Source organism: Desulfosporosinus cupriresistens (assembly GCF_001707885.1).
Classification (GTDB): Bacteria; Bacillota; Desulfitobacteriia; order Desulfitobacteriales; family Desulfitobacteriaceae; genus Desulfosporosinus.
Genome location: NZ_MASS01000065.1, coordinates 1 through 22867 on the forward strand (window position 1 = coordinate 1; position 22867 = coordinate 22867).

Sequence of the window (22867 nt, forward strand, 5' to 3'; positions counted from 1 at the left end):
TTTTCTCGGATACAGGAGAGGGCATTCCAGCAGAGGAAACGTCGAATATATTTGATCCCTTCTATACGACCAAAAAAACCGGCACTGGTCTGGGACTATCGATATCCTATCAAAATATCAAATTGCATGGTGGAACGATAGACGTAGATAGTGAGTTGGACAAAGGGGCAACATTCATTATTAATCTTCCTGTAATTCCACAATGTAACGACAGGAGTGATCTTCTTGACACCAAGAATTCTGGTAATTGATGATGAGGAAAGAATGTGCTGGGCCCTCGAGAGGGCACTAAGTCATGAAGGCTACCAGGTAGTTACAGCCACAAGAGGTTTGCAAGGTATTGATCTGACCCGAGAAACCAACCCATCGATAGTCATATTAGATCTAAAGATGCCAGATATTGATGGTATTGAGGTGTTAAAAGAGATAAAAAAAATAAACCCCAGTATTCCGGTGATTATGATTACCGCGCATGGTACTATTGACACAGCAATCGAAGCCATGAAAATCGGGGCTACGGATTATATTACTAAACCTTTTAAGCTCGATAAGTTGAAGGTTCTGGTTAAGCAAGCGTTACATTTGTCTAATTCGAAAAAGCAAGTTAATCTGTTACATCAGAAACTTGGCAAGAAATACGGAAAAATTGTCGGTCAAAGTGAGCCTGTAAAAGAGGTTGCCCTCTTGATTAGACAGGTTGCAAAAACAGGAACTACTGTTCTGATAACTGGTGAGAGCGGAACCGGTAAAGAAGTAGCTGCTGTGGAAATACATAAAGCTAGCAACCGAGTAGATAAACCCTTTGTAGCGGTAAACTGTGCAGCTCTTTCGGAGCAACTGTTGGAAAGTGAGCTATTTGGTCATGAAAAGGGGGCCTTTACAGGGGCTGCCAGTAAAAAAAAGGGCCGATTTGAAATTGCAGATCAAGGTACGATTCTTTTGGATGAGATCGGAGAAATGCCGCTCAATATGCAAGTGAAGTTACTGAGAGTACTACAGGAAAGGTGCTTTGAAAGAGTAGGAGGAACTGACACGATCCATGTCGATGTACGGGTCATTGCAACCACAAATATAGATCTTGCCGCGGCCATTTCTAAAGGAACCTTTAGAGAAGACCTTTATTATCGGTTGAATGTCATGCGTATCGTTATGCCGCCGCTTAGATCACGGAAAGAAGATATTCCTCTTCTTGTAAATCATTTCCTTGAAAAATTTGATCCTTCTCATAACAAAAAAATTTCTCCAGAGGCAATGAAGATCCTAACCCACTATAACTGGCCCGGGAACATACGGGAACTGCAGAACGTAATCGAAAGAGCGCTTATTGTCTGTCAGGGTGCTGAAATTCAGCCGGTACATTTTCCCAAGGAATTACTGAATAGTTTAGAGGAAACTTCAACGCCTGTTATAAACCTAACAGAGGGTGGCTTCACTTTGGGAGAGTTGGAGAAACACCTAATCATCAAGGCATTAGAGAAGCATAATAATAACCAGACCAAAGTCGCTAAATATCTGGGAATTTCTCGTCCTACTTTACTTTATCGCCTCCAAAAGTATGGCATAAAGATATAGTCAATGCATTAGCCACATTTTGGAGATTTGTTCCAATAGATGCGAACGCCAGTTCTTTATAGAGTTAATTATACATTGAAGGCAAGCAGGGAGCTTGCCTTTCGTACTTTTCGAACATAAACAGAGGTTGATGAAAAGAACTAATTTGTACCAAGAATAGCGCTGTTTTTTGAAGTAATAATCATGGTATAATTGAGTCAAATTAGAAGAATTAGTAAAGGGTGGTGTTTGAATGACTAATACCAATATGTTAAAGGTGCTCCTTTACTCAGATGGTACACAGCATTCTTTTTCTGCAGCTGTTTATGCAGCAAACCTATTTTACAGTATACCCAATATGCAGTTAACTGTCTTGCATGTACAAGAAGGTGTAGAAGGCTCAGTCTGGGATGACTCTGATACAATGGAGACTCGACCGACTAACCCTGATTTGGACTGGGTGAAACACTTAATGGGCGAAGCTGATTCAGATAAGATCAGGCAATATTCGGAAATACTTACTAAAACGAAAGAAATCTTTTTAGAAAGAGGACACAAGGTAAACCAGCAGGTAATATACTCTAATCCAAATATTCCGGACACTGTTAAAGCAATTCTTGGTTACGCATCAAGAAATGCTTTTGGGTTAATCATTATGGGAACGCGAGGTCTGACTAGTTTAAAAGGGTTGATTCACGGCAGTTTGGCGCATAGTGTACTCAGCAAATCGACCATACCCGTGTTGTTAATTAAGAAACTTCCTCAAGAGTTTATCGATCGTTACTGCTCAGCTGTTGATGCTGAGGGTCATTGCTACTTGCCTAAAATCGCAGAGTGATCATATTAACTTAGGAGGTATTGACATGGATGATTTCAAGTTTAAGGTACTTCTTTATTCCGATGGATCACATCAGGCTTTTTCCGCTGCCGTTTATACTGCTAATCTGTTGAAGCTAATGCCCAATATGTATTTAACGGTTGTACAGGTACATGAACGCGACGAAGTTTCGATGGAAAAAAAATATAGTTGGATTGATACTTGGCCAGTTAGCCCCACATCAGAATGGATGAAACACGTGCTCGATGAATCTGATACCGAAACTACAAGTGAGTATCATGAAATACTTAATAAAACCAACGCAATATTTTTAAAGCGTGAACTCAACGTCAGTCATCAGGAATTATATTCTGATAGCAAGATTTCCGAAATATCTGATACGGTAGATGTTATTCTTGATTATGCGACTAAAAACTCATTTGAATTAATCGTTATGGGCACACGAGGGCTTTCTAGCTTAAAAGGATTAATTTTTGGGAGCTTAGCGCATAATGTACTTAACAAATCTGAAATACCAGTATTATTAATCAAGAAGCTTCCTCAAGATTTTATTGATGATTACTTGTCTAACACTGAGGGCTAAGGTCATTGTCAAATATCCCCTCTTGGAGACTGCAATCGAAGAAATTTGCATCAGCCATTTTCCACTCTGTAGACCTCCTGGATATGACTGTTTGGACCCTGACTGGGACGGTCTTCTTAATTATCGTATATTGGCTCTTTGAATTATTAACACCTACTATTCAATTCGTCGTGAAATACCTCAGGGCAATGTTGCGGTCGGTATTTTCTCGTTTTGTTTAAGTATAGCAACAGGAATATTAATGGCTTCTTTAATCAGTTATTAATTCCTTATCTTGGTAAACGTAAGGAATGAGACTCCCACTTCAAGCGGGCGCGGAAAGCCTCGATGCTTTACTTCAGTTAAACGTTTTACACTATCTAGAAAAGAGGAAGAACATGCGACTATGGCATCAGGATCTCCTCCCCTTATTGCCGCGCCCCCAAATCCTTGGACAACACAGAGAATGCTGTGCTCTGCGAGGAAAAGGATGGGGCAGGAAACATTCCACAGTCGATTATGTATTCTCACATAATGTAAGACGGCTTGTTAACTATCATTGTCTTGTTCTTTTGGAAATGGAACGTAGGGGATATAAACCCGATCAACAATGGTTCTGCCCAGAGTATCGGGGAAGAAATACGGCACCTTGGCAAACCATTTTGTCTGATGAGCTAGAGGCTACTGTAGAAAATCCTATTTATCCAGAACACAATGACGCTTATCGTAAAGAATGCCTGGCTAATCTCAAACAAAAAGGTGTGGAGCTTTAGTACTTTTTATGAACAAAGGGTATTTAAATTTTGGTTTGTCGATTTGATAAAGCTCGCAGTTTCTGCGGGCTTTTAAGTTGTTTTAACCTCTTGAATACTGCTATAATCTTAATAGATAGTTCTTTTAAGGAGTTTAGGGCGATGAATATTCAAATTTTCGGCTTTAAGAAATGTTTTGATACTAAAAAAGCAGAACGTTATTTTAAAGAAAGAAAAATAAAATACCAGTTTGTTGATTTAACAATCCTTGGCTTGAGCAAGGGAGAATTGCAAAGTGTGAAAGCTGCTGTAGGATTAAAGAATCTAATTAATAGTGAATCTAAGGATTATAAAAAATTAAACATGGATCATATTATTTCTTCAGATGGTAGAGAAGAGATGCTATTAAATAACCCTAGTCTTTATAAAACGCCGATCGTTCGCAATGGCAAACAAGCGACTGTCGGCTATAAACCAGATGTATGGGAATCTTGGGAATAATAAAGTTAGTTTAACAGCTTCACATTGGAGATATGATTGAGGCCGTGAAAAGGTCATGGTATACGATTGTCAAGGGCATCGAGGAAACAAAAGGTATTTAAAAGGAAATGAGACAAAAACGCTTGGATGAAACGTAGAGATTAGAGACCTCAAACAGGAGTTTATTAATCATAGGATTGTACGATAGTGTATTATACAATCCCAAGATTAGAGGGAGTAGGCGTGTGGGACATATAACAAATGCCAAAGAAGAGATATATCAGGCATTGGCGGAACGCCTAAGCAAGACGCCAGAAGGCGCACTAATCAACGAAGACCTCATGGCTATTCTTCATCGACTCTATACGGAAAGCGAAGCGATTGTGGGAAGTAAATTTCCTTTGCTTCCAATGACCTTGGATAAGATCGCCAGCATCACAGGCATCGATGAAAAAGAATTAAAAATGATCCTAGACGGAATGTCTGACAAGGGTTTGGTTTTAGACATTCCTCGTAAAGATTCCTTCTATTATATGTTGGCCCCGATGTTAGTAGGATTCTTTGAGTATACCTTCATGAGGGCAGGAGATCATGCGACCTTAAAGGAGTTAGCAGAGCTATTCGAAACCTACTTTCACAGAGATGGAGTCATGAATGAAGTTGCAGGAATTAATACTAAGATTATGCGGACTCTGATTTATGAAAGTCTAATACCTGTGGCTGTAGAAACGGAAGTACTAGACTACGAGAAAGCATCAATAATTATAAAGCAATCCGGTGGTGGAGCAATTTCCATGTGTGCTTGTCGTCACGAAGCAGCCCACCTTGGTAAAGCCTGCGATGCGCCAGTAGACGTTTGTATGTCCCTCGGTGGTGCTGCAGAATGGATAGTGCGCAAAGGTCTGGGCAAACCTGCCACAGTAGATGACTTGCTGAAGGTGCTTAAACAGACCCAAGAACTTGGATTAGTTCATCTGTGTGATAACGTGCTGAATAAGCCAACCTATATCTGCAACTGTTGTGGTTGTTGCTGTAAAGTCCTCCGTGGTATCAATGAACAGCAGGTTTTCGCCACGCACCCCAGTAATTTTATTCCATCACTAGAGTTGGAAAGTTGTTTAGGCTGTGGTTTTTGCGTTGATAAATGCCAAATTAAGGCAATTACTATGACTGATCAAGGCAAGGGCCTATCGGTACCAATTTTGAATAATGATGTCTGTATCGGCTGCGGAGTTTGTTCCGCTGCTTGTCCAAGCGGTTCACTAACCATGTCTCGCCGCTCTGTGTTGTATGTTCCCCCAAGGAACGGTCGGGAAAAATTAAGGCGAGTAGCCATGGAGAAGGGGCGGTAAACCAACCTTTAGAATCTAGCTTAAATTGTCGAAAAGGGTAATGCATTGAATTAATAAAGAAGTCTGTTTTCTGGTCGTGTGATTGGAATCAGGCTTCTTTATCTATTGACTTCCTCAAACCCCTCTTATTTCACGGTGGCGTTGACCTTATTGGGTGGACAGCATAACTCCTGGCGACAAATCTGATGTGCATACTACTTCTACAATGCGCAGATAATACAAATTAGTCTAAATAATAAACTTACAGGATGTGAGGCGGAATGCGGCTCTTTCGGTCACGCAAAAGAAAAAAAGCGCCGAAACCTGAGTTAAGCCAGGTCTTTACGGCTGAGACTGATGCTAAAAAGGAAAACGCGCCTTTGAACAATTCTTTGGCTGAAAACCTGAATACATTGCAGTCTATGTTTGCTAATTGTACAGATTTCGCCTACCGAGAATTAAAGATAGGACTGGAACTAGTACCTGTCCTGCTTCTGTATGTGAACGGGATTACCGATGAACAAACGGTTAACCAAGATATTTTGAAATCTTTAGTGAACATCCGGTGTTCAAATCTTGAAATTTCCGGGTCTAATAATCTCGAAATGATTAAAAACGTATTCCTGGAAATCGGCAACATCACAGAAATCTCTACAATTGGGGAAGTCACTGATGCCATACTAACGGGAAGTGTCGTCTTGTTGCTGGAGGGAACCGCCAGAGCCCTGCAAATAGGAACCAAGGGTTTTGTGGGCCGACCAATTTCTGAATCAGTTACGGAAGGGGTGGTTAGGGGCCCGCGGGAGGGGTTTACCGAAAGCTTGCGTACAAATACCGCGTTGTTGCGGCGCAAAATCAAAACTCCTAACTTAAAACTGGAGAAGTTCGTCTTGGGGCGGGTCACCAAGACGGAGGTGAATATCGCCTACATAGAAGGAATTTCCAACATCAAGGTGCTTAACGAGGTAAAAAAAAGAATATCTTTGATCGACGTGGACTCGGTGCTGGAGAGCGCTTACATTGAAGAAATGATCGAAGATGAACCTTTCACGCTCTTTCCACAGATTGATCACAGCGAACGGCCTGACAAGGTAGCTGCTGGAATTTTACAGGGTCAGGTAGCTATTTTTACTGACGGAACCCCGTTTGTCTTAATAGTACCCACTATGATGATTCAGTTTTTACAGTCCAGTGAGGACTATTATGACCGCTCTATTTATGCCACATCAGTTCGGGCAGTGCGTTTTTTATTCCTCAATTTGGCATTGCTTCTTCCCGCTCTATACATTGCCATTACTACCTTTCACCGAGAATTGCTTCCCACTCCACTGTTGATCAGTATCACTGCCGCGCGCGAGGGGGCTCCTTTTCCCACAGTCATTGAGGTCTTAATGATGGAAGTTACATTTGAGGCGTTACGGGAGGCCGGGATAAGGCTTCCAAAGCCGGTGGGACAAGCGGTTAGTATTGTGGGTGGACTAGTCATCGGGGACGCGGCCGTGCAGGCCAGCATGGTTTCACCTATTACGGTGATTATAGTAGCCCTGACTGGTATTTCCTCCTTTGGAGTTCCTTCCTACAGCTTTGCCCTGGCAATCCGGGTTCTGCGGTTCGGCATGATATTTTTAGCGTCTACCTTAGGTCTTTACGGGATTTTACTGGGCTTACTGGTCATGCAGGCACATCTTGTATCCCTGCGTTCATTCGGGGTACCCTACTTTGCTCCGCTCGCTCCTTTTAACCTGCAAGATGCCAAAGACTTAGTGATGAGGTTCCCCTGGTGGGCTATGGGGGAAAGGCCTCGTCTAATCGCAAAGAATAATAATAACAACACACAGAGGCAGAAATTCTTCCTCAAACCAGCCCCGCCCGATGAAAATGAACAATAAGGGTGTTAATTATGCGTAAACTGGCTTTGATTTTGGTATGTATCTCCTTACTAACAACTGGCTGCTGGGACTATCAGGAAGTAGATCGCCTTGCCACTGTTCTCGCACTTGGGATTGACCGTATACCGGGGAGTAAAAATATCCTCTTGACCGTGCAAATTGGGAAGCCTGAGGGGAAGGGGAGTAGTAAACAGATTGGAGGACAAGGGGGAGAGAAATCTTACATTATAATGAATAGCGAAGGTAAGTCGTTGTCTGAGGCTATCCTCTCTTTAGGCAAACAGTCTACCAGACGCATTGTACTTTCTCACTGTAAGACGGCGGTCTTGGGAAGGGACTTGGCTGAAACGGGTATAGGCGAAATCCTGGACGACTTAAAACGCGCCAGGGAATCCCGACGCACCAACTGGATTCTTACCACCGACAAGACAGCTAAGGAGATTATAGAGAAAGACATTGCCTTAGAGCAGTTGCCAGGTAGAGGATTAGATCATATTCTGCAAAATTTCAAAAAAGCGGGTCAGGTCGTACCTATGAACTTTAATGATTTTTTTGCCCGACTCAATGGTGAATCGCATGTTAGCTTTACCCCATTAGCCCAGTTGGAAGACATAGACAAGCAGGTTACTAACCAGTTGGCAAAGGTTGTCGGCAGGTCTCTGGACACCGAGGAGAAGCCTAAAACCCTGACCATAGGAAAGACTGCCATTTTCAAAAATCTAAGAATGGTGGGTGTGCTGAATGAAGATGACACAAGAGCCCATAAGTGGCTTGTGGACTCTCCGAAAGGGAGTAGTATAACATTGGCTTATGCTCCCCAGGCACAGACTAACGGGGACAAAGGAGATATCATTTTTGAAATCGAGGATGGCCAAACGACCATTACCCCACATATCACAGAAGAAGGGATAACGATGAATATTGAGTGTACGACTAAGGTCTTAATCCATGAACTCACAGCAACCGGTGTAAACCTGGTCGATCCCAAGGTGGTAGCACAACTGGAACTCCAGACTGCGGAAACGATGAAACTTCAACTTGAACATACCATTAACACAGCCCAGAAAGAGCTCAAGTCTGACTGTGTCGGTTTTGCTGAAAATCTACATGACTATTATCCCCTAGAATGGAAGCAGATCAAGGATAACTGGGATGATATTTTTCCTACTGTAGATTATCAGATTTTCTGTAAGGTCAAGATTCTGAGTTCTGGAACGATAAGCAACCCCACCCTGCGAAGTGAGTCAGAGGAGTGAACTTATTGACCTTAAGCTGAACAGCGAGATTTTGGTGATTGAAAAAGCCTCCAGTGACGATAGTCTCCAGTGGAGACTATCGCCGAAGCCGCTGGTCCCAAAGGAAGCAGAGAGTGGAACCCCACTTATAGAAGTGGGAGTCTTGGAAGAGGATAAACGAATGATCATTCTAATTGTTTTTGTTGCCCTGGCCATTAGTTTGGCGGAAGGGATACCTCTTGGAAAACAAGGCCAGTGGAAAGAGCTGGCCGTTATGAGCGCTCTCCTCGGCATGGCCATCCTACTGGCAGCGGGCAACTACCTTGGATTTCCGTCTCCTCTATCGCTCCTGGAACGATTGCTCGAACCAGTAGGTAAAGCTATTTTTAAGTAGACATAAAGAAAGGTGATTGGATGCCGGAGAAAGGAATTATTAACACCAAACAGTTCGTTTGGATGTTGTTTATCATTATAACCACCCTTGCGGCTATGCAAATCCCGAGTATGTTGATAATGCAGGCCGGGAGGGATGCCTGGCTCTCCGTAGTCAGCGCCTGGTTTCTCGATGTCATGCTGGCCCTAGTCTACGCTTATATGGGCATCCGCTTTCCTGGAGAAAATTTCGTCCAGTACAGCATCACCATCCTGGGAAAGTATCTGGGCAGGATGGTCGGAATTTTATTCCCACTCTTCTTCTTATTAGTGTGCTCCTCAATGTTGCAGGGCTTAAGCCAGGTAGTTAACACCATCTTTCTACCAATGACTCCCTTCAATGTTATCCTGTTATCTAGTTTCCTGGTCAGCGCTTTCATAGGTCGTAAAGGGCTTGAAGTAATTGCTAGAATGACAGAAGTCCTAGGGCCTCTGTTTTTCTTCAGTATTGTCACCCTATGCTGCTTAGTTCTACCTGCTGTTCACCTCGAGAGGCTGAAACCTCAGTTTGATGAAGGTATAGCGCCTTTCCTGATTGGTACGCCCTTAATGCTTACCAGTTTCGGTGTTTGTATTATAATGGCCATGTATATCCCGCTTTGCAACCGACCAGAGAACGGCTTTCTGGCAAAGTTTAGTGCTGTCAGTATGGGGGCATTGGTAGTGGGTCTGGTTACTGCATTATCAGTGGGCATCTTCGGGATTGAGGATGCGCAATACATGTACTCACCCGGGCTCCAGCTCGCCAAAATGATCAATTTTAGTAACTATCTTGAAAGAGTTGAGATGGTTTGGCTACTGATCCTCGTTGGTTCGGGAATCGTGGCCTCATCCAGCCTGCTGTGGGCTTTCGGACAGGGGCTCGCCCAAATAGTTGGACTGAAGACCTACCAGCCACTTATTTATCCAGGGGCGTTACTATCCTTAGTGTTCTGCATTGTCTCCTTTCCAAGTAGCCTCAACCAGACGAATTTTTTTCACTATACTTTTCCTATTGTTGCTGTTTTCGTTGAGACTGGCCTTGAACTCTTCCTATTTGCGACTGCGTTGGTATTGAATAAGCGGGGAACGGCTTGATCGAGGTTTGTGTGGATGAGTTGTCATACTTTTTTGTTGGGGAGTACTGGAGGTTCCGAGCGTGTGCCTTGTCCATTTCATTCCTAACCGTATCACGATATTTATTAAATAGCTTTTTTTGAAATAGGTAAGAAATTAGGCAACCAGTCGTAACTATGGATATTCCGGTGACAACAGCTAGAATATTGTAAAGACCGCCGACTTCCATAAGCAACACCCCGCTCATTGAATTTGTAACCCTTTAACCATAGGATACCAACTTTTAAGAAAGGCTAGTCCAAAAGCACATGGGATTGAGATTCTCTTTAATTGAAAGATGTGCGGAGAGCTATGGAAACAGATGTCATGTTCCAAAGTGTTTATTGAACCGTTTCAATAATTTTAATACATCCTCTGGTGAAAATTGAAATGGCGGTAAGTTATTAGTTGAAGCAGGATTAGTCAATGGTCGAGAACCAGTCGTTTTCGGCGGTACCACAGCCCTGATAAAAATAGTTGCTAAGAGCTCTAAGATCAGCAATGGCAATGCCCCTCTTAAGCCTGGAAACGTAAACACAGGAATAAGAAGAAAGACAGATGGACTATAGGGTTTATCAGTGAAATCACTCCAAACGGCTAAAGCAAATATTAAGGGAGCCTCCGGTGTTTCAATAGTACCAGTACTAATATCTTCTCTCGAAGGAGCAGATGTACCAGTCGAAGGAGTGGATGTACCGGTTGAAGGCTGGATATCGCGTGATACTGAGGCCAAGAAATCTTGTAAATCCCTTAACGACATCCGCACAGTTTGTTCGGGAGATATAGCAGGTCTGCTTTGAATTGGCATCGATTCAAGACCAAAAAGACGGTCAGCAAGAAATAGAAGAAGCTGAGAGGCGATGAGAAAACCTACGGAGGCAACTACTTTTCCTGTTAACAGAGGCTGTAGGAAAAAAAACGTAGAGCTTCCCGGTACAGAGCTAACGGGAGCAAAAATCGATACGCCAAAATTTAAAGGTTCTGTAGGATAACGACATTCACAAGAAACTGGTTCACTAGAATTCGATCCAGGTAAGGGACATATGCTATTAGAAAACGCCGAATAAATATTATCCATGACTATAATCCTCTCTTCCTATTCTAGATTATGGAAATTTCCCGATAAATGTACCTGATTTCCAAGATGCTGGTGGTTGTTTTTAATAGCTAAGAACAGTTAGAAGACCGAGGGCAAAAGCCTCGGTTTTTATTTAAATTAGCAAGTAACCTAGACAAAGTGGCTCAACAGGTGATATTGTACTTATCGGTGGGTAGCCATCAAAAATAGCGAATCTTTAAGGAAGTGAACTGGTCTTGTCAGAAACGCAATATAACGCAGAATCTATCCAGGTCCTAGAAGGATTGGAGGCGGTACGCAAACGTCCTGGCATGTATATCGGTTCCACCGGGAGTAGAGGGCTTCACCATTGTGTTTATGAAATCATCGATAACGCAATTGATGAAGTCGGTGCCGGATTTTGTAATCAAATCGCTGTTACTATTAACATAGATGGATCGATAACGATCGAGGACAATGGGCGAGGGATTCCGGTTGACATACATTCTGTCAAGAAAATTGCGGCTGTGCGTTTGGCTTTTGAGACGTTGCATGCTGGCGGTAAATTTGGTGGGGATACCTATAAAACCTCTGGAGGATTGCATGGAGTCGGAGCAAGCGTGGTCAACGCCTTGTCGGTTTATCTAACAGTTGACATAAAACGAGGCGGAAAACTTTATCGAGTTGAGTATGTCAATGGAGGTCAGCTCAAGTCAGATCTGCACGTCGTCAAGAAAAAGATAACAGGTACTGGCACAACCGTGATTTTTAAACCCGATCCACAAATCTTCAAAGAAACGACCGTTTTCAAATATGATTCATTAAGAAGCCGTTTAATGGAGTTGTCGTTTCTCAATGACGGTTTAACTATTGTCCTTAGTGATCTACGTGGAGAGACAAAGTCAGAAATCTTTTCCCCTAAAAATGGAGTGATAGGTTTTGTTGAGCACTTAATTAAGGAATCAAGTGTTATCCCGGTCCATAAGAAACCGATCTATTTTAAAGGAGAAAAGGATGATGTCGTTATTGAGTGTGCTATTCAGTATAACGACGGAGATGATGAATCTTTACACTCTTATGTGAACAATATCCCCACGGATGAAGGGGGAACTCATGAGTCAGGTTTTCGCACGGCTTTAACGAAAGCCTTTAATAACTACGGTCGTAAGAACAATCTTTTCAAAAAAGATGAGAGTCTTATTGGGGATGACCTTAAAGACGGTCTAACGTGTGTACTATCACTCAAGGTTAAAGATCCTCAATTTGAAGGGCAAACCAAGACCAAACTCTCTAATATGGAAGTTGAGGGCCTTGTTCAGTCGCTAACTAATGAGGGAATCTGTCAATTCTTTGAGCAAAACACTTCTATAGCCAAAGACGTTATCAATCGGACATTGACAACCTGCCTGTTAAGACTGGCTGCAAAGAAGGCTAAGGAGCTTAAAAAGAAAGCGCGTGATGCCGAGGTAAAAGCACTTAGCGGTAAGCTTGCGGCCTGTAGCGGGAAGGATAAATCACGTAATGAACTTTTCCTCGTCGAAGGGGATAGTGCAGGCGGTTCGGCCAAAATGGGGCGAGATCGGCGATTTCAGGCTATTCTTCCTTTGCGGGGCAAGGTCATTAACACTTATCGTGCTAAGATAGATAAGGTCTTAGGAAATGAGGAGATCAGGAGTATTATCACGGCCGTTGGTTCGGGAATCGGCAAAGAATTTGATTTAGAAAAGGGCAACTACTCCCGGGTTTGTATTATGACGGATGCTGATATTGACGGAGCACACATTCGCTGTCTATTGTTAACGTTTTTCTACAGATACATGAAACCACTCATTCTGAGTGGAAGGGTCTATATCGCGCAATCTCCTTTGTACAAAGTGGAGAAGGAGCGAGGTAAGATAATACGCTACGCTTTCGATGATCATGAATTGAAGAGAGAACTTAAGGATTTAGGCAAGACGGCCAAGATCTCACGTTATAAAGGACTTGGCGAAATGAATCCTGAACAGCTTTGGGAAACAACCTTGAATCCTGTAAATCGGCGCATGATCCAAGTGACGATTGATGATACTCTGGAAGCAGAGCGTAAGCTTAGAATCCTCATGAGTGAGCAAGTAGAGCCAAGGCGAGATTTTCTGATGGAAAACATTGTCTTTACGGAAGATGATATGTAGGTTATTAAGGAGAGATAAGACCCGATGAGTATAACTGAAGACAACATCAATCAGCGTCCACTCGAAGACGTCTTACCGGAATCGTTCTTGGGTTATTCCAAACATGTTATCTTACAGAGGGCTGTTCCCGATGTTAGAGATGGGCTTAAGCCGGTTCATCGCAGAATTCTTTTTTCAATGGATGAAATAGGGATGCATACGGATAAACCGTACAGCAAGTCAGCTCGCTTAGTTGGGGACTGCATGGGAAAATACCATCCTCACGGTGACTCTTCGATCTATGATGCAGCTGTCCGTTTGGCCCAACCTTGGGCAACAAGATATCCTATGGTGGATGGTCAGGGAAATTTCGGTTCAATTGATGGTGATAATGCGGCAGCTATGCGGTACACGGAAATGAGAATGACCCATCTATCTCAATTGATGACTCAAGATATCGAGAAGAAGACGGTCCTTTTCAAAGCAAACTATGATCAACGGCTGAAAGAACCTGTCGTTCTCCCCAGCCCTTTCCCTAACCTTTTAGTCAACGGAGGGTCTGGAATTGCCGTCGGAATGATGTCTAATATGCCTCCTCACAATTTGCGGGAAGTCGTAACCGGCGTGATCTTGCAAATCGATAAGCCTGAGATTTCAGTGGATGAGCTGAGAGAAAAGGTGAGTGGGCCGGACTTCCCCACCGGTGGTTTGATTATCGGCACAGAGGGTATAGACAATGCGTATAAAACCGGACGCGGAAAAGTGACGATGCGTGGTAAAGCGATGATCGAACAAGGTAAAAATGGCAAAAGTTTAATCGTAATCACCGAAATTCCTTATCAAGTTAATAAATCAACGCTGGCTGCCAAAATCGAAACGCTGGCAGATTTAAATAAAATTGAGGGCATAAGCGAGGTCAGGGATGAATCCGATCGGGAGGGAATCCGACTTGTCGTTGAATGTCGAAAAGATGCTGATCCCCTGAAAATCTTACGTCTTCTGTATAAATATACTCAGATGGAAGATACCTTTGGAATTATCAACTTAGTTATTACGGCCGAAGGTACGCCGAAGGTCCTTGGACTTAAAGAGATCAACGCGGCATTTATTACCCACCGCAGAATCGTGGTCACGAAACGGACAGAATTTGATTTAGAAAAAGCCCGTTTAAACGCCCACATTCTTGAAGGATTAGTTATCGCCATCAATAACCTAGATGAAGTAATTGCCCTTATCCGGGCCAGTAAGACTCCTTCCATAGCCAAGGCTGCACTTATTACCCGATTTGAGCTCTCCGAGACTCAAGCGCAGGCCATTCTCGATATGAAGTTGCAACACTTAACCAACTTTGAACTGGATAGTATTAAGAAGGAACATGCCGAGGCCTTAAAACTCATTGCTGAGTTAGAAAGTATCTTGGCGGATGTGAATAAGGTTTATGATATTATCAAGAAGGAACTCAAAGAAATTGCTGATAAGTACGGCGATGATCGACGTACCCTCATTCTACCCGAGGCAATGAGAGACCAGCTAGATCTAAGTTCCTTTGCGGAACCTGAAAGTCTCATCGAAGTTATGCTCACAAGCAATGGATTTATTAAAAGGATGCCTATCCAAATAAAGAAAAACAAAGGGAATGCCTTAATCTGTGCTTACAAGGATGGAGATACTTTAGCAGAGAAGATCTCTTGCACGGATAAGGATACGCTTTATTTTTTTACCCATACCGGAAAATTCTATAGTATTAAGGCGAAAACTGTTCCTGAGGCAGGGGTTAAAGATAAAGGGGGACCCCTAACCAATTTATTAACCTTGTCTATGGAAGAAAAAGTAGTGTCTATTCTTGCTCTCAAAGACGCTTCAGATACGTCGTTTTTTCTATTTGTCACGAAATATGGTTTGGTTATGCGGAGTCCAGTAAGTGATTTTGTAAACGCTCGCTCCTCAGAAGCCATGGGACTTAAAGAGGGCGATGCTGTAGCCAAAGTGTTTCTGAGCAATAACCAAGGGGAAGTATTCCTCGTCACGCATCAAGGGCAAGCTATACGTTACCAGGAAACGGAAATTAACCCAATGGGACGCAAATCACGCGGGGTCAAAGGGATAGCTTTAGGCAATGAAGATCGGGTTGTTGATGCTCTGCTGCTGACCAGCTCAGAAGAAGACCCTTATGGGGATTTAGTGACGGTAACTGAACGAGGATTTGTAAAACGTACTCCATTGGAAGAATACAAACCTCAAGGACGGGCAGGAAAAGGAATTGCGATCGCAAAGGTAGACTCAGTAGGAACTGGTTATATCAGGGGTATTTATCACGTTAAAAATGAGAGCGTGTTAAACATCATTCAAGTTAGTGGAAACGTAACCCAGATAGAGATGAAGAACGTTAAACGAGATTCTCGGGGCAAATCCGGTAAACAATTAGTCTTAGTTTTGTTAGATGATTACGTGGTTAAGATCATATAGGGTTTTTACCTCCCACTTAAAATCTTAAAAAGGAATAAAGAAGTTACCGAAACAACATAATAAAACAAGAGGGCTTTAAAGAGGAGGTATTAGAAATGAAGATTTACGATATTGCGGTAAACGGATCAGGTTTTGATAATGAATATAACTTTAACAATTACGCATTAACGTTAGTCTTCAAAGATGGTGAAACGGAAAAAACGGTCAGAGCAAATTTGCGTCACTATCCAACAGAAAATGAATGGGATCTAAATCCAATCTTTTACGAATGCACAAACGATGAAAAACAAATTATGATTGATCAAATAATTAATAATGATAATTTCAAATCGGCATTTGAAACCATAGAGAACCGTTTGGAAGGATAGATACGAATTTACCTAAAAATAATCGGGTGCAATTAATTTTAACCTTCTACAAATTTGTAGAGGGTTTTTCTGTCTGACTGAAAGCTTTGGTATTAGGTGAAATCTGTTTCTTAAGCAAACTTGACCAAACTTATTTAATAAAAAGCCAACAACCTTTTGCTCTGGGAATATGTCATCTGATATAATGTCGATAATAGGCATATAAGGAGGGAAGAAAGGATTCGGACAGTCGGGGATGAAGGGCGGTTGTTATAGGGCAATTGCTAATTGATGTCGATAGATGTTACAGGGGATGAAGTTGAAGGACGGACAGACTGTAAAAGCACAGTATTCCCCCTTAAAGCAAAAGGAGAGCTGTAAAAATGAAAAATATCGAGACGCTAGAAGATGCGCAATACTTTCTAGACCACTTTAGGGAAATAGGTAACGAATCACCCGCTCAGTACCATGTACAGAGTTGGATGTATGAACGTATCCTGCCGGGCGAAGAAGTGGTTGACAATATGCCCGTAACCATTAGGATAGACAAACAGGATAATTTCACCAAATACTGTTATACGCCGGATGTCGGTAGGTACGTTAAAGAATATGTACCTTTGACTGTTCAAGACATATTTGAGGATAGGAAATATATTAATTACGCTTTAAGTGTTCAAGGCAAGTTGAAGTAAAAATTGTGAAGTGAGATGGCGTTGGAGCTATGCGGTTTTTCGTTAAGATTAACTAGCATAGCTTTTTATTTAGTTCTCAATTACTAAGGCAGTGGGTGTTGCTTGTCAATATTCTTATATACTATATAGATATACTTATGTTAATATATAATCATAAGCATATCTATAATATTGGAGGTAACAGTATTGGACAAAGCAACATTGTTTCAAGAAATCTCACACGCCTTGGTAGAGTTTGAAGTTGAAAAAGTGGCAGAACTGGCTGAGGAAACTATACAACAGAACATACCTGCTTATGAAACGATTACAGAGGGCTTAGTCACTGGCATGAAAGAGGTCAGTAGGTTATATGAGGAAGAAGAATATTTCCTTCCAGAGGTCCTGATGTGCTCAGATGCCTTCAACGCTGGTCTTGATGTGGTGAATCCTCATCTAGACAAAAATTCCCTGGAAAAACCCATCAAGATAGTCATTGGGGTTGTCGAAGGGGATACCCATGATATTGGTAAAAACTTGGTTCGAATTTTATCGGGAGCCTCGGGTTTCGAAGTCTACGATCTTGGACGTGATGTGCCTCTTAATCAATTTATTGATAAAGCTGAAGAAGTTGAAAGTGATATGATCTGCATGTCTACTTTGATGACCACGACTATGGATGGAATGAAAACTGTCATAGATCGTTTAAAGGAAAGAAATATTCGGGACAAATACAAAGTTCTCATTGGCGGTGGGCCTATTTCACAGACCTTTTGCGATAAAATCGGAGCTGACCTTTACGCAAATGATGCCAGCTCAGCTGTGAGAAAAGCCAAAGAACTGATGGGGAGGGCCTAATATGTTAGTCAGGGAAGATATTTTAACCCCTAAAGAAAGGGTTATGGCTCTTCTAACCGGAAAACCCCTCGACAGAATTATCTGCATGCCAATTGTAACAACAAATACTGCTCAACTCATTGGCAAAACTGTGAAAGAATTTCAACTCGATGGCAAGGTTATGGCTGAAGCGCATCTTGCTGCGTTCAAGAAATTTGGCTATGATTTGATTTATCTTTTCACGAACTGTTCCTACGTGGCTGAGGCTATGGGGGCTGAACTGGATTATTCTGAGAATGAGCCGGCTAATTGTGAGGTTCCCATCATTAACTCTCGGGATGACTTAAGTAAAATCAAAGTTGCGGAAAAGAATGACGGTCAACTGCCTGTTTACTACGAAGCACTGGAGATCCTTAATAAAGAAGTAGGCGACCAGGTTTTTATCTCTGTTTGCTTTTCTGGACCCGTTTCCACCGCTGCCACACTGCGAGGTGTAGAAGCTTTTGCCCGCGATACATACTCTGATCCAGAACTTTGCCATACCCTCTTAAGAATGGCTACCGACAGTTGCAAAAACTTGATTCGAGAAATCGTTCGTTACGGTGCTATGCCTATTATCCTGGAACCTATTGCTTCCGGCAGTCTGTTTAGCCCCAAAATGTTTGATAAAATTGCTTTTCCCTATATTAAAGAACTTGTGGACTTATCCCACGAGCTCCAAGCACTTGTTCCGCTGCATATCTGTGGTAAGACTCACAAGATTATAGACAAGATGACCGATACCGGGTCTGATGTAATTAGTATCGATAAATGCGATCTCACGATTGCTCGGGATAAGGTTGCTGGCAGAGCACTCATTCTTGGTAATATTGATCCTGCCAACGAACTCCTATTTGGACCCGTGGAAGATATTGAAAAAGTCTGTGTTGAGGCTATCGACACTATGAAAGGCTATACCCCTGCCTTCATCCTCTCCACAGGGTGCGAAACGGGTAATAAAGTGCCTTTCGAACATATTCAGGCTATGCTTGATGTGGCTCGGAGTCACGGTCTTTATGAGTATAAAGAAGGTGAGTAAGCTTGGATGAAAAAGTACGTCTATTAAGCGCATTGAAGGGAGACCGGGTTGACCGGCCTCCCGTTATTTGCCCAGGAGGCATGATGAGTGCCTGTGTTACGGAGATATCCGATCAAGTAGGGGGCGGTCATCACTCAGGTACTCAAGCCATGGTAAGTGCTGCGCAAAAGATCAGTGAGCTAACGGGCTTTGAAAATTATGGAGTACCATTTTGCCTAACTTCTGAAGTTGAAGCCTTAGGTGCCAGCGTTAATATAGGAGATAACTTTATCGAACCGAGAGTTACTCGGTATAATGACGACCCCCTGGAAACGATCATGGAAAACTACTCCCAAGCAGATGTTACCAGTGGCAGAATGGGGGTAATTTTAGAGGCGATTCGTCAACTCAGAAACGACAAGGTTCCTGTTATTGGTAATGTCTCTGGACATATCAGTACTGCATCCTCAGTCATTGATCCGCTAGAAATGTTTAAAATGCTGAGACGGGACCCTGAACGGGCAGCTCATTTTTTGACCTTTATTAATGACTATCTTGTCAAATACGCATTGGAGATGGTCAAAGCTGGGGCTGACGTAATTTCCATATCGGATCCTACGGCTACAGGAGAAATACTGGGACCACGCAATTTTCAAAAGTTCGCGGTTCCTTACTATCATAAAATCATCAATGCTCTTCATACGGAAGGCATACCGGTCATCCTCCACATTTGCGGTAATGCCACGAACCTCATCGGATCACTGAATGAGGTTAACGCTAATGCAGTAAGCTTTGATTCTATAGTCAACATGAAGAACGCTCGAGAGGGACTGAAAACGGGACTGATGGGCAATGTAAGTACACAACTTCTGCATACCGGGGAACGAGCGAAAATCGTGTCCATCACTCGCAATGCGCTCCAATCAGAGGTGGATATCGTTGCTCCCGCTTGTGGTCTTAGCATGGCAACGTCGATAAGCAATCTCAAAGCCATGACAGATTACGTGAAAGAAGGTTCTTACAATTAAGATGGTTAAGGTGCATTTTACCCAAGAGGACCATGCAATAGAAGATCTTACAATAGAAGTTACCGAAGGAGAGCGTCTTACTGAATGTATTCGGGCAGCGGGTCTGGTCTTGGAGACTCCCTGTACGGGCTTAGGGCTTTGCGGCAAATGCCAAATCAAGGCCTGGGGTGACCTTTACCCTCCAGAGGATTTGGAAAGCGGGTTCATCAATGCCCAGAACATTCGTTTGGCTTGTCAGGCCCGAGTAAAGGGAGAAGTTTGGATTGAGTTGCTCTCCAAAGGTAATCAGCTTAAGACTATTAATCAAAGTTTGGCTATCGAAGTTGTAGTTGACAGCTTGGTTAAACAAGTGATGTTACCACCTCTCGAAAGGGTGGCTCAGCCTTACCTAGAAAGGCTACCCTATAACACTGGTACCACAGACATTTATCAAAAGGCGGGTGAACTGGAACAGCGGGGAGCCAATGCCAATCCCGTTTATGGTGTCCTAGTTGACAACGACCTTGTTGACCTGGGTTTCGGGCCTGGCGAAATCCTGGGAGTGGCTATTGACATAGGTACGACAGGAATATCCGCTTATCTCCTAGATTTGGCCTCCGGGGAGATCCTCCAGAGACAGTCCTGTCTAAACCCTCAAACAGAGTTCGGGGGAGATGTCTTATCACGGATAAGTTACTGTCTCGATAATCCCCAAGGGCCAGCTCAACTAAGGAAAACAATTGTAGGAAAACTAAATGAATTGGTGATAAACCTTACTGGTACCACTGCTAGAACAGAGCGTGTTTACCAGGTAGTGATAGCTGGTAATACGACTATGCTGCACTTTGTCTTGGGTATTTACCCTGGATCCATAGCCCGAGCGCCCTATCGCCCAGTCTTTCTTGAACAAGTTGACCTGAAAGCTAGGGAGGCAGGAATACTGATTTGTCCGGAAGGAAGGGTAACTCTTTTGCCTTCAGCATCAGGTTATGTTGGGGCTGATATCCTTGCTGGTGTGGTTGCCACAGCCTTTGACAAAAAAGACTACCCGGCAGTTTTCTTAGATATTGGAACAAATGGTGAAATCGTGGCAAATCTCGGAGGCAGGCTCATTGCTACCTCGACGGCTGCCGGTCCGGCTTTGGAAGGCATGAACATTTCATGTGGTTGCCGTGCTGAAGAAGGAGCCATAGATACCTTTTCAATAGATAATTCATTTAATCTTCATTTTACTACGATTGGTGCTACTCAACCCAAGGGAATTTGCGGGAGTGGATTGATTGATATCACTGCAGCTATGGTCAAACAGAAACTAGTCCTGGCCAGCGGGCGCTTTAACCCTAACCTGGACCCTCGAATCAAAGCTAGGGTTCGGGATAAAAAGTTTTATCTCACTGAGGAAATTTACATTTCCCAAACAGATATCCGCCAGATTCAACTGGCCAAGGGTGCTATCTCCGCAGGCGTTACTCTACTTCTCGAAGAAGCAGGCATCCCTCTCGAAGCTATAGAGGAAGCGGTTATTGCTGGGGCCTTCGGGTATCATATTAATCCAGATAGTATTCAGGAAATCGGTCTCCTGCCCAAAGGGTTTAAAGGGAAGATAAACTTTGTTGGTAATTCCTCGGCGGAAGGAGCCCGTTTGGCCCTGATCAATAAAGGTGTGATGGTCCAGATCCAGGAATTGAAGAAGAGGATTGAGGTTCTAGAGCTTTCCACAAATCCACGCTTTCAGGACTATTTTGTTAAAGCGTTGGGCTTTTAAGGGGGTGTAATGATGATTAAGGTCGATATTATCTCAGGTTTTTTGGGTTCTGGGAAGACCACTCTGGTTAAGAAACTTCTTCAAGTTCATCAACAGGAAAATGTAGTTTTAATTGAAAACGAATTCGGAGATATAGGCATTGATGGCGAACTGATTGAGCGGGAAGGTTTTGAAGTCTTCGAAATCTCTAGTGGATGTATTTGTTGTATCATGCAAAAGGATTTTGTCCAAATGTTGGCCCGAATTATTAAAGAGTTCCATCCTCAAAGGATTATTATTGAGCCAACTGGCATCAGTATCCTGAGTGAAATTATCGATATTCTACGTAAACCTGAATTCGCTGCCCTCCTGGAGATTAACTCTCTAGTGACAGTTGTGGACTGCGTTAATTACCTGCAGCAGTGTGAAATTTTTGGAGAATTTTTCGAGGACCAGATCACGAATGCCTCGTTCCTAACCTTAAGTAAAAGTCAACTCGTTGAGAGTGAAACCGTAGATAAGATCATTACTTCCCTCAGAGAATTTAACCAAGATGCTGAAATAATCAACAAGCCTTGGGATAGCTTAGGTCCTGCCGAAGTCGAGAATCTCCTTGATGGGCAAGCAGATTTGGATTTCAGTGATATTCTTCATACGGAGTATAAACCTTGTAGTGAAAACGAATTCCAAACCTTAGCCCTTAAGACCTCGCGCGCTTTTAGCCAAGAGGAACTAGAACTTATTCTTTCTCTTTTGGGACAGCCCCAATATGGCCAGGTTTTGAGAGGTAAGGGTTTTCTCAAAAGTCCTCAGGGTTTCTTAGATTTTAGTTATACGAATGGACAGTTTATGGTATCGCCAAGTAAATTTAACTCTAGTGGCAAACTGTGTCTGATTGGAAAAAATCTTAAGCAGCAGGAGATTAAGAACTTGTTTAAGATTAAAAGTGAGGGGATGTTTAGTTGGTTGAAATTCTAACAGACAGCTTCCAGGATGTGATCAAGGTTGTTCCCATTTTGCTTCTGGTTATCCTCTTAACAAATTGGATTACCGGTAAGGTCGAAAAAGGAACACCTTTTTTCAGTCGTCTCGCTCGACTGGATGTCCCCGGCGGGGCTCTACTGGGAATCATCCCTCAATGCGGCATATCAGTGGCTTTCGCCAAACTTTATGGGAATGGTTATATCTCCTTGGGGATGCTCATAGCCGTTTTCCTGGCTGGTTCAGATGAAGCCCTGATTGTCATCGGAGCCCATCCGGATAAGCTGTCTCTGATGTTAGGGATTATAGGGATTAAGATCTTGGCAGGGATCGGAGCCGGCTATTTTATAAACCTAGTGATCAAGGAGAAACGTAACCGTCTCAAAGG

The 22867-nt window shown here is 42.8% G+C and carries 22 protein-coding genes and 1 pseudogene; 22 read left to right on the top strand and 1 reads right to left on the bottom strand.

The annotated features are described in order from the left end of the window. From DSBG_RS18565 to DSBG_RS18615, 12 genes and pseudogenes are all read left to right on the top strand, one after another. Positions 1-251, top strand: a 251-nt coding sequence (locus tag DSBG_RS18565) for a sensor histidine kinase (protein ID WP_141694366.1), incomplete at its 5' end; no start/stop codon positions are given. Further along, positions 226-1572 carry a sigma-54-dependent transcriptional regulator gene (locus DSBG_RS18570; protein ID WP_068966040.1) on the top strand — a complete coding sequence of 449 codons (1347 nt, stop codon included), beginning with the start codon at positions 226-228 and terminating at the stop codon, positions 1570-1572. The genes DSBG_RS18565 and DSBG_RS18570, both read left to right, overlap by 26 nt. Before the next feature lie 232 nt (positions 1573-1804). Next, positions 1805-2389 (top strand): universal stress protein, encoded by a 585-nt coding sequence (locus DSBG_RS18575; RefSeq protein ID WP_068966042.1) that lies wholly within the window; start codon positions 1805-1807, stop codon positions 2387-2389. 25 nt (positions 2390-2414) lie between these two features. Beyond that, positions 2415-2972 carry a universal stress protein gene (locus DSBG_RS18580; RefSeq protein ID WP_068966044.1) on the top strand — a complete coding sequence of 186 codons (558 nt, stop codon included), beginning with the start codon at positions 2415-2417 and terminating at the stop codon, positions 2970-2972. 5 nt (positions 2973-2977) lie between these two features. Next, positions 2978-3237, top strand: a pseudogene (locus DSBG_RS24355) (DUF350 domain-containing protein). 112 nt (positions 3238-3349) lie between these two features. Further along, positions 3350-3724, top strand: coding sequence for a TIGR02328 family protein (locus DSBG_RS18585; RefSeq protein WP_068966046.1), 375 nt, complete (start codon positions 3350-3352; stop codon positions 3722-3724). Positions 3725-3865: 141 nt separating this feature from the next. Then, a complete protein-coding gene (locus tag DSBG_RS18590) occupies positions 3866-4204 on the top strand; it encodes an arsenate reductase family protein (RefSeq protein ID WP_068966049.1) in 339 nt (112 codons plus the stop codon). Positions 4205-4428: 224 nt separating this feature from the next. Continuing rightward, on the top strand, positions 4429-5535 hold the full coding sequence (locus DSBG_RS18595) for a 4Fe-4S dicluster domain-containing protein (protein WP_068966052.1): 1107 nt from the start codon (positions 4429-4431) through the stop codon (positions 5533-5535). Between the two features lie 260 nt (positions 5536-5795). Continuing rightward, positions 5796-7403: a spore germination protein gene (locus tag DSBG_RS18600; RefSeq protein WP_068966054.1), complete on the top strand. Its 1608-nt coding sequence runs from the start codon at positions 5796-5798 to the stop codon at positions 7401-7403. A gap of 11 nt (positions 7404-7414) precedes the next feature. Then, on the top strand, positions 7415-8659 hold the full coding sequence (locus tag DSBG_RS18605) for a Ger(x)C family spore germination protein (RefSeq protein WP_068966056.1): 1245 nt from the start codon (positions 7415-7417) through the stop codon (positions 8657-8659). Then, complete coding sequence (locus DSBG_RS22065) at positions 8643-9032, top strand: hypothetical protein (RefSeq protein WP_141694367.1); 390 nt, start codon at positions 8643-8645, stop codon at positions 9030-9032. Before DSBG_RS18605 ends, DSBG_RS22065 begins: the two co-directional genes overlap by 17 nt. Before the next feature lie 20 nt (positions 9033-9052). Further along, positions 9053-10147, top strand: a complete 1095-nt coding sequence (locus tag DSBG_RS18615; protein ID WP_068966058.1) for a GerAB/ArcD/ProY family transporter — start codon at positions 9053-9055, stop codon at positions 10145-10147. Between the two features lie 343 nt (positions 10148-10490). On the opposite strand, the gene DSBG_RS18620 is transcribed toward DSBG_RS18615, so the two are convergent. Next, positions 10491-11243 carry a hypothetical protein gene (locus DSBG_RS18620; RefSeq protein WP_068966060.1) on the bottom strand — a complete coding sequence of 251 codons (753 nt, stop codon included), beginning with the start codon at positions 11241-11243 and terminating at the stop codon, positions 10491-10493. A 236-nt stretch (positions 11244-11479) separates the two neighbouring features. On the opposite strand from DSBG_RS18620, the gene DSBG_RS18625 reads away from it, so the two are divergent. The 10 genes from DSBG_RS18625 to DSBG_RS18670 form a co-directional block, all read left to right on the top strand. Further along, positions 11480-13393: a DNA gyrase/topoisomerase IV subunit B gene (locus DSBG_RS18625; protein ID WP_068966062.1), complete on the top strand. Its 1914-nt coding sequence runs from the start codon at positions 11480-11482 to the stop codon at positions 13391-13393. Positions 13394-13417: 24 nt separating this feature from the next. Further along, the gene (gene gyrA / locus DSBG_RS18630; RefSeq protein ID WP_068966064.1) at positions 13418-15838 is read left to right on the top strand and encodes a DNA gyrase subunit A; all 2421 of its coding nucleotides are present in this window, start codon (positions 13418-13420) and stop codon (positions 15836-15838) included. Positions 15839-15933: 95 nt separating this feature from the next. Continuing rightward, positions 15934-16206 carry a hypothetical protein gene (locus tag DSBG_RS18635; protein WP_068966066.1) on the top strand — a complete coding sequence of 91 codons (273 nt, stop codon included), beginning with the start codon at positions 15934-15936 and terminating at the stop codon, positions 16204-16206. Positions 16207-16568: 362 nt separating this feature from the next. Further along, positions 16569-16877 (top strand): hypothetical protein, encoded by a 309-nt coding sequence (locus tag DSBG_RS18640; protein ID WP_068966068.1) that lies wholly within the window; start codon positions 16569-16571, stop codon positions 16875-16877. Positions 16878-17063: 186 nt separating this feature from the next. Beyond that, positions 17064-17711: a corrinoid protein gene (locus tag DSBG_RS18645; protein WP_068966070.1), complete on the top strand. Its 648-nt coding sequence runs from the start codon at positions 17064-17066 to the stop codon at positions 17709-17711. A 1-nt stretch (position 17712) separates the two neighbouring features. Then, the gene (locus DSBG_RS18650) at positions 17713-18768 is read left to right on the top strand and encodes a uroporphyrinogen decarboxylase family protein (protein WP_068966072.1); all 1056 of its coding nucleotides are present in this window, start codon (positions 17713-17715) and stop codon (positions 18766-18768) included. Positions 18769-18770: 2 nt separating this feature from the next. Next, complete coding sequence (locus DSBG_RS18655; RefSeq protein WP_068966074.1) at positions 18771-19775, top strand: uroporphyrinogen decarboxylase family protein; 1005 nt, start codon at positions 18771-18773, stop codon at positions 19773-19775. A gap of 1 nt (position 19776) precedes the next feature. Continuing rightward, positions 19777-21519, top strand: coding sequence for an ASKHA domain-containing protein (locus DSBG_RS18660; RefSeq protein ID WP_068966076.1), 1743 nt, complete (start codon positions 19777-19779; stop codon positions 21517-21519). A gap of 9 nt (positions 21520-21528) precedes the next feature. Then, a complete protein-coding gene (locus DSBG_RS18665; RefSeq protein WP_083236968.1) occupies positions 21529-22476 on the top strand; it encodes a CobW family GTP-binding protein in 948 nt (315 codons plus the stop codon). Continuing rightward, on the top strand, positions 22461-22867 hold a 407-nt coding region (locus tag DSBG_RS18670; RefSeq protein ID WP_282434232.1), incomplete at its 3' end, for a putative manganese transporter. The genes DSBG_RS18665 and DSBG_RS18670, both read left to right, overlap by 16 nt.

Excerpts from the sequence above, each read along its gene's own strand:
- DSBG_RS18605 (WP_068966056.1), top strand. The coding sequence starts at position 7,415 with ATGCGTAAACTGGCTTTGATTTTGGTATGTATCTCCTTACTAACAACT.
- DSBG_RS18660 (WP_068966076.1), top strand. The coding sequence starts at position 19,777 with ATGGTTAAGGTGCATTTTACCCAAGAGGACCATGCAATAGAAGATCTT.
- DSBG_RS18575 (WP_068966042.1), top strand. The coding sequence starts at position 1,805 with ATGACTAATACCAATATGTTAAAGGTGCTCCTTTACTCAGATGGTACA.
- DSBG_RS18640 (WP_068966068.1), top strand. The coding sequence starts at position 16,569 with ATGAAAAATATCGAGACGCTAGAAGATGCGCAATACTTTCTAGACCAC.
- DSBG_RS18665 (WP_083236968.1), top strand. The coding sequence starts at position 21,529 with ATGATGATTAAGGTCGATATTATCTCAGGTTTTTTGGGTTCTGGGAAG.
- DSBG_RS18650 (WP_068966072.1), top strand. The coding sequence starts at position 17,713 with ATGTTAGTCAGGGAAGATATTTTAACCCCTAAAGAAAGGGTTATGGCT.
- DSBG_RS18585 (WP_068966046.1), top strand. The coding sequence starts at position 3,350 with ATGCGACTATGGCATCAGGATCTCCTCCCCTTATTGCCGCGCCCCCAA.
- DSBG_RS18620 (WP_068966060.1), bottom strand. The coding sequence starts at position 11,243 with ATGGATAATATTTATTCGGCGTTTTCTAATAGCATATGTCCCTTACCT.
- DSBG_RS18580 (WP_068966044.1), top strand. The coding sequence starts at position 2,415 with ATGGATGATTTCAAGTTTAAGGTACTTCTTTATTCCGATGGATCACAT.
- DSBG_RS18590 (WP_068966049.1), top strand. The coding sequence starts at position 3,866 with ATGAATATTCAAATTTTCGGCTTTAAGAAATGTTTTGATACTAAAAAA.
- gyrA (WP_068966064.1), top strand. The coding sequence starts at position 13,418 with ATGAGTATAACTGAAGACAACATCAATCAGCGTCCACTCGAAGACGTC.
- DSBG_RS18600 (WP_068966054.1), top strand. The coding sequence starts at position 5,796 with ATGCGGCTCTTTCGGTCACGCAAAAGAAAAAAAGCGCCGAAACCTGAG.
- DSBG_RS18635 (WP_068966066.1), top strand. The coding sequence starts at position 15,934 with ATGAAGATTTACGATATTGCGGTAAACGGATCAGGTTTTGATAATGAA.
- DSBG_RS18615 (WP_068966058.1), top strand. The coding sequence starts at position 9,053 with ATGCCGGAGAAAGGAATTATTAACACCAAACAGTTCGTTTGGATGTTG.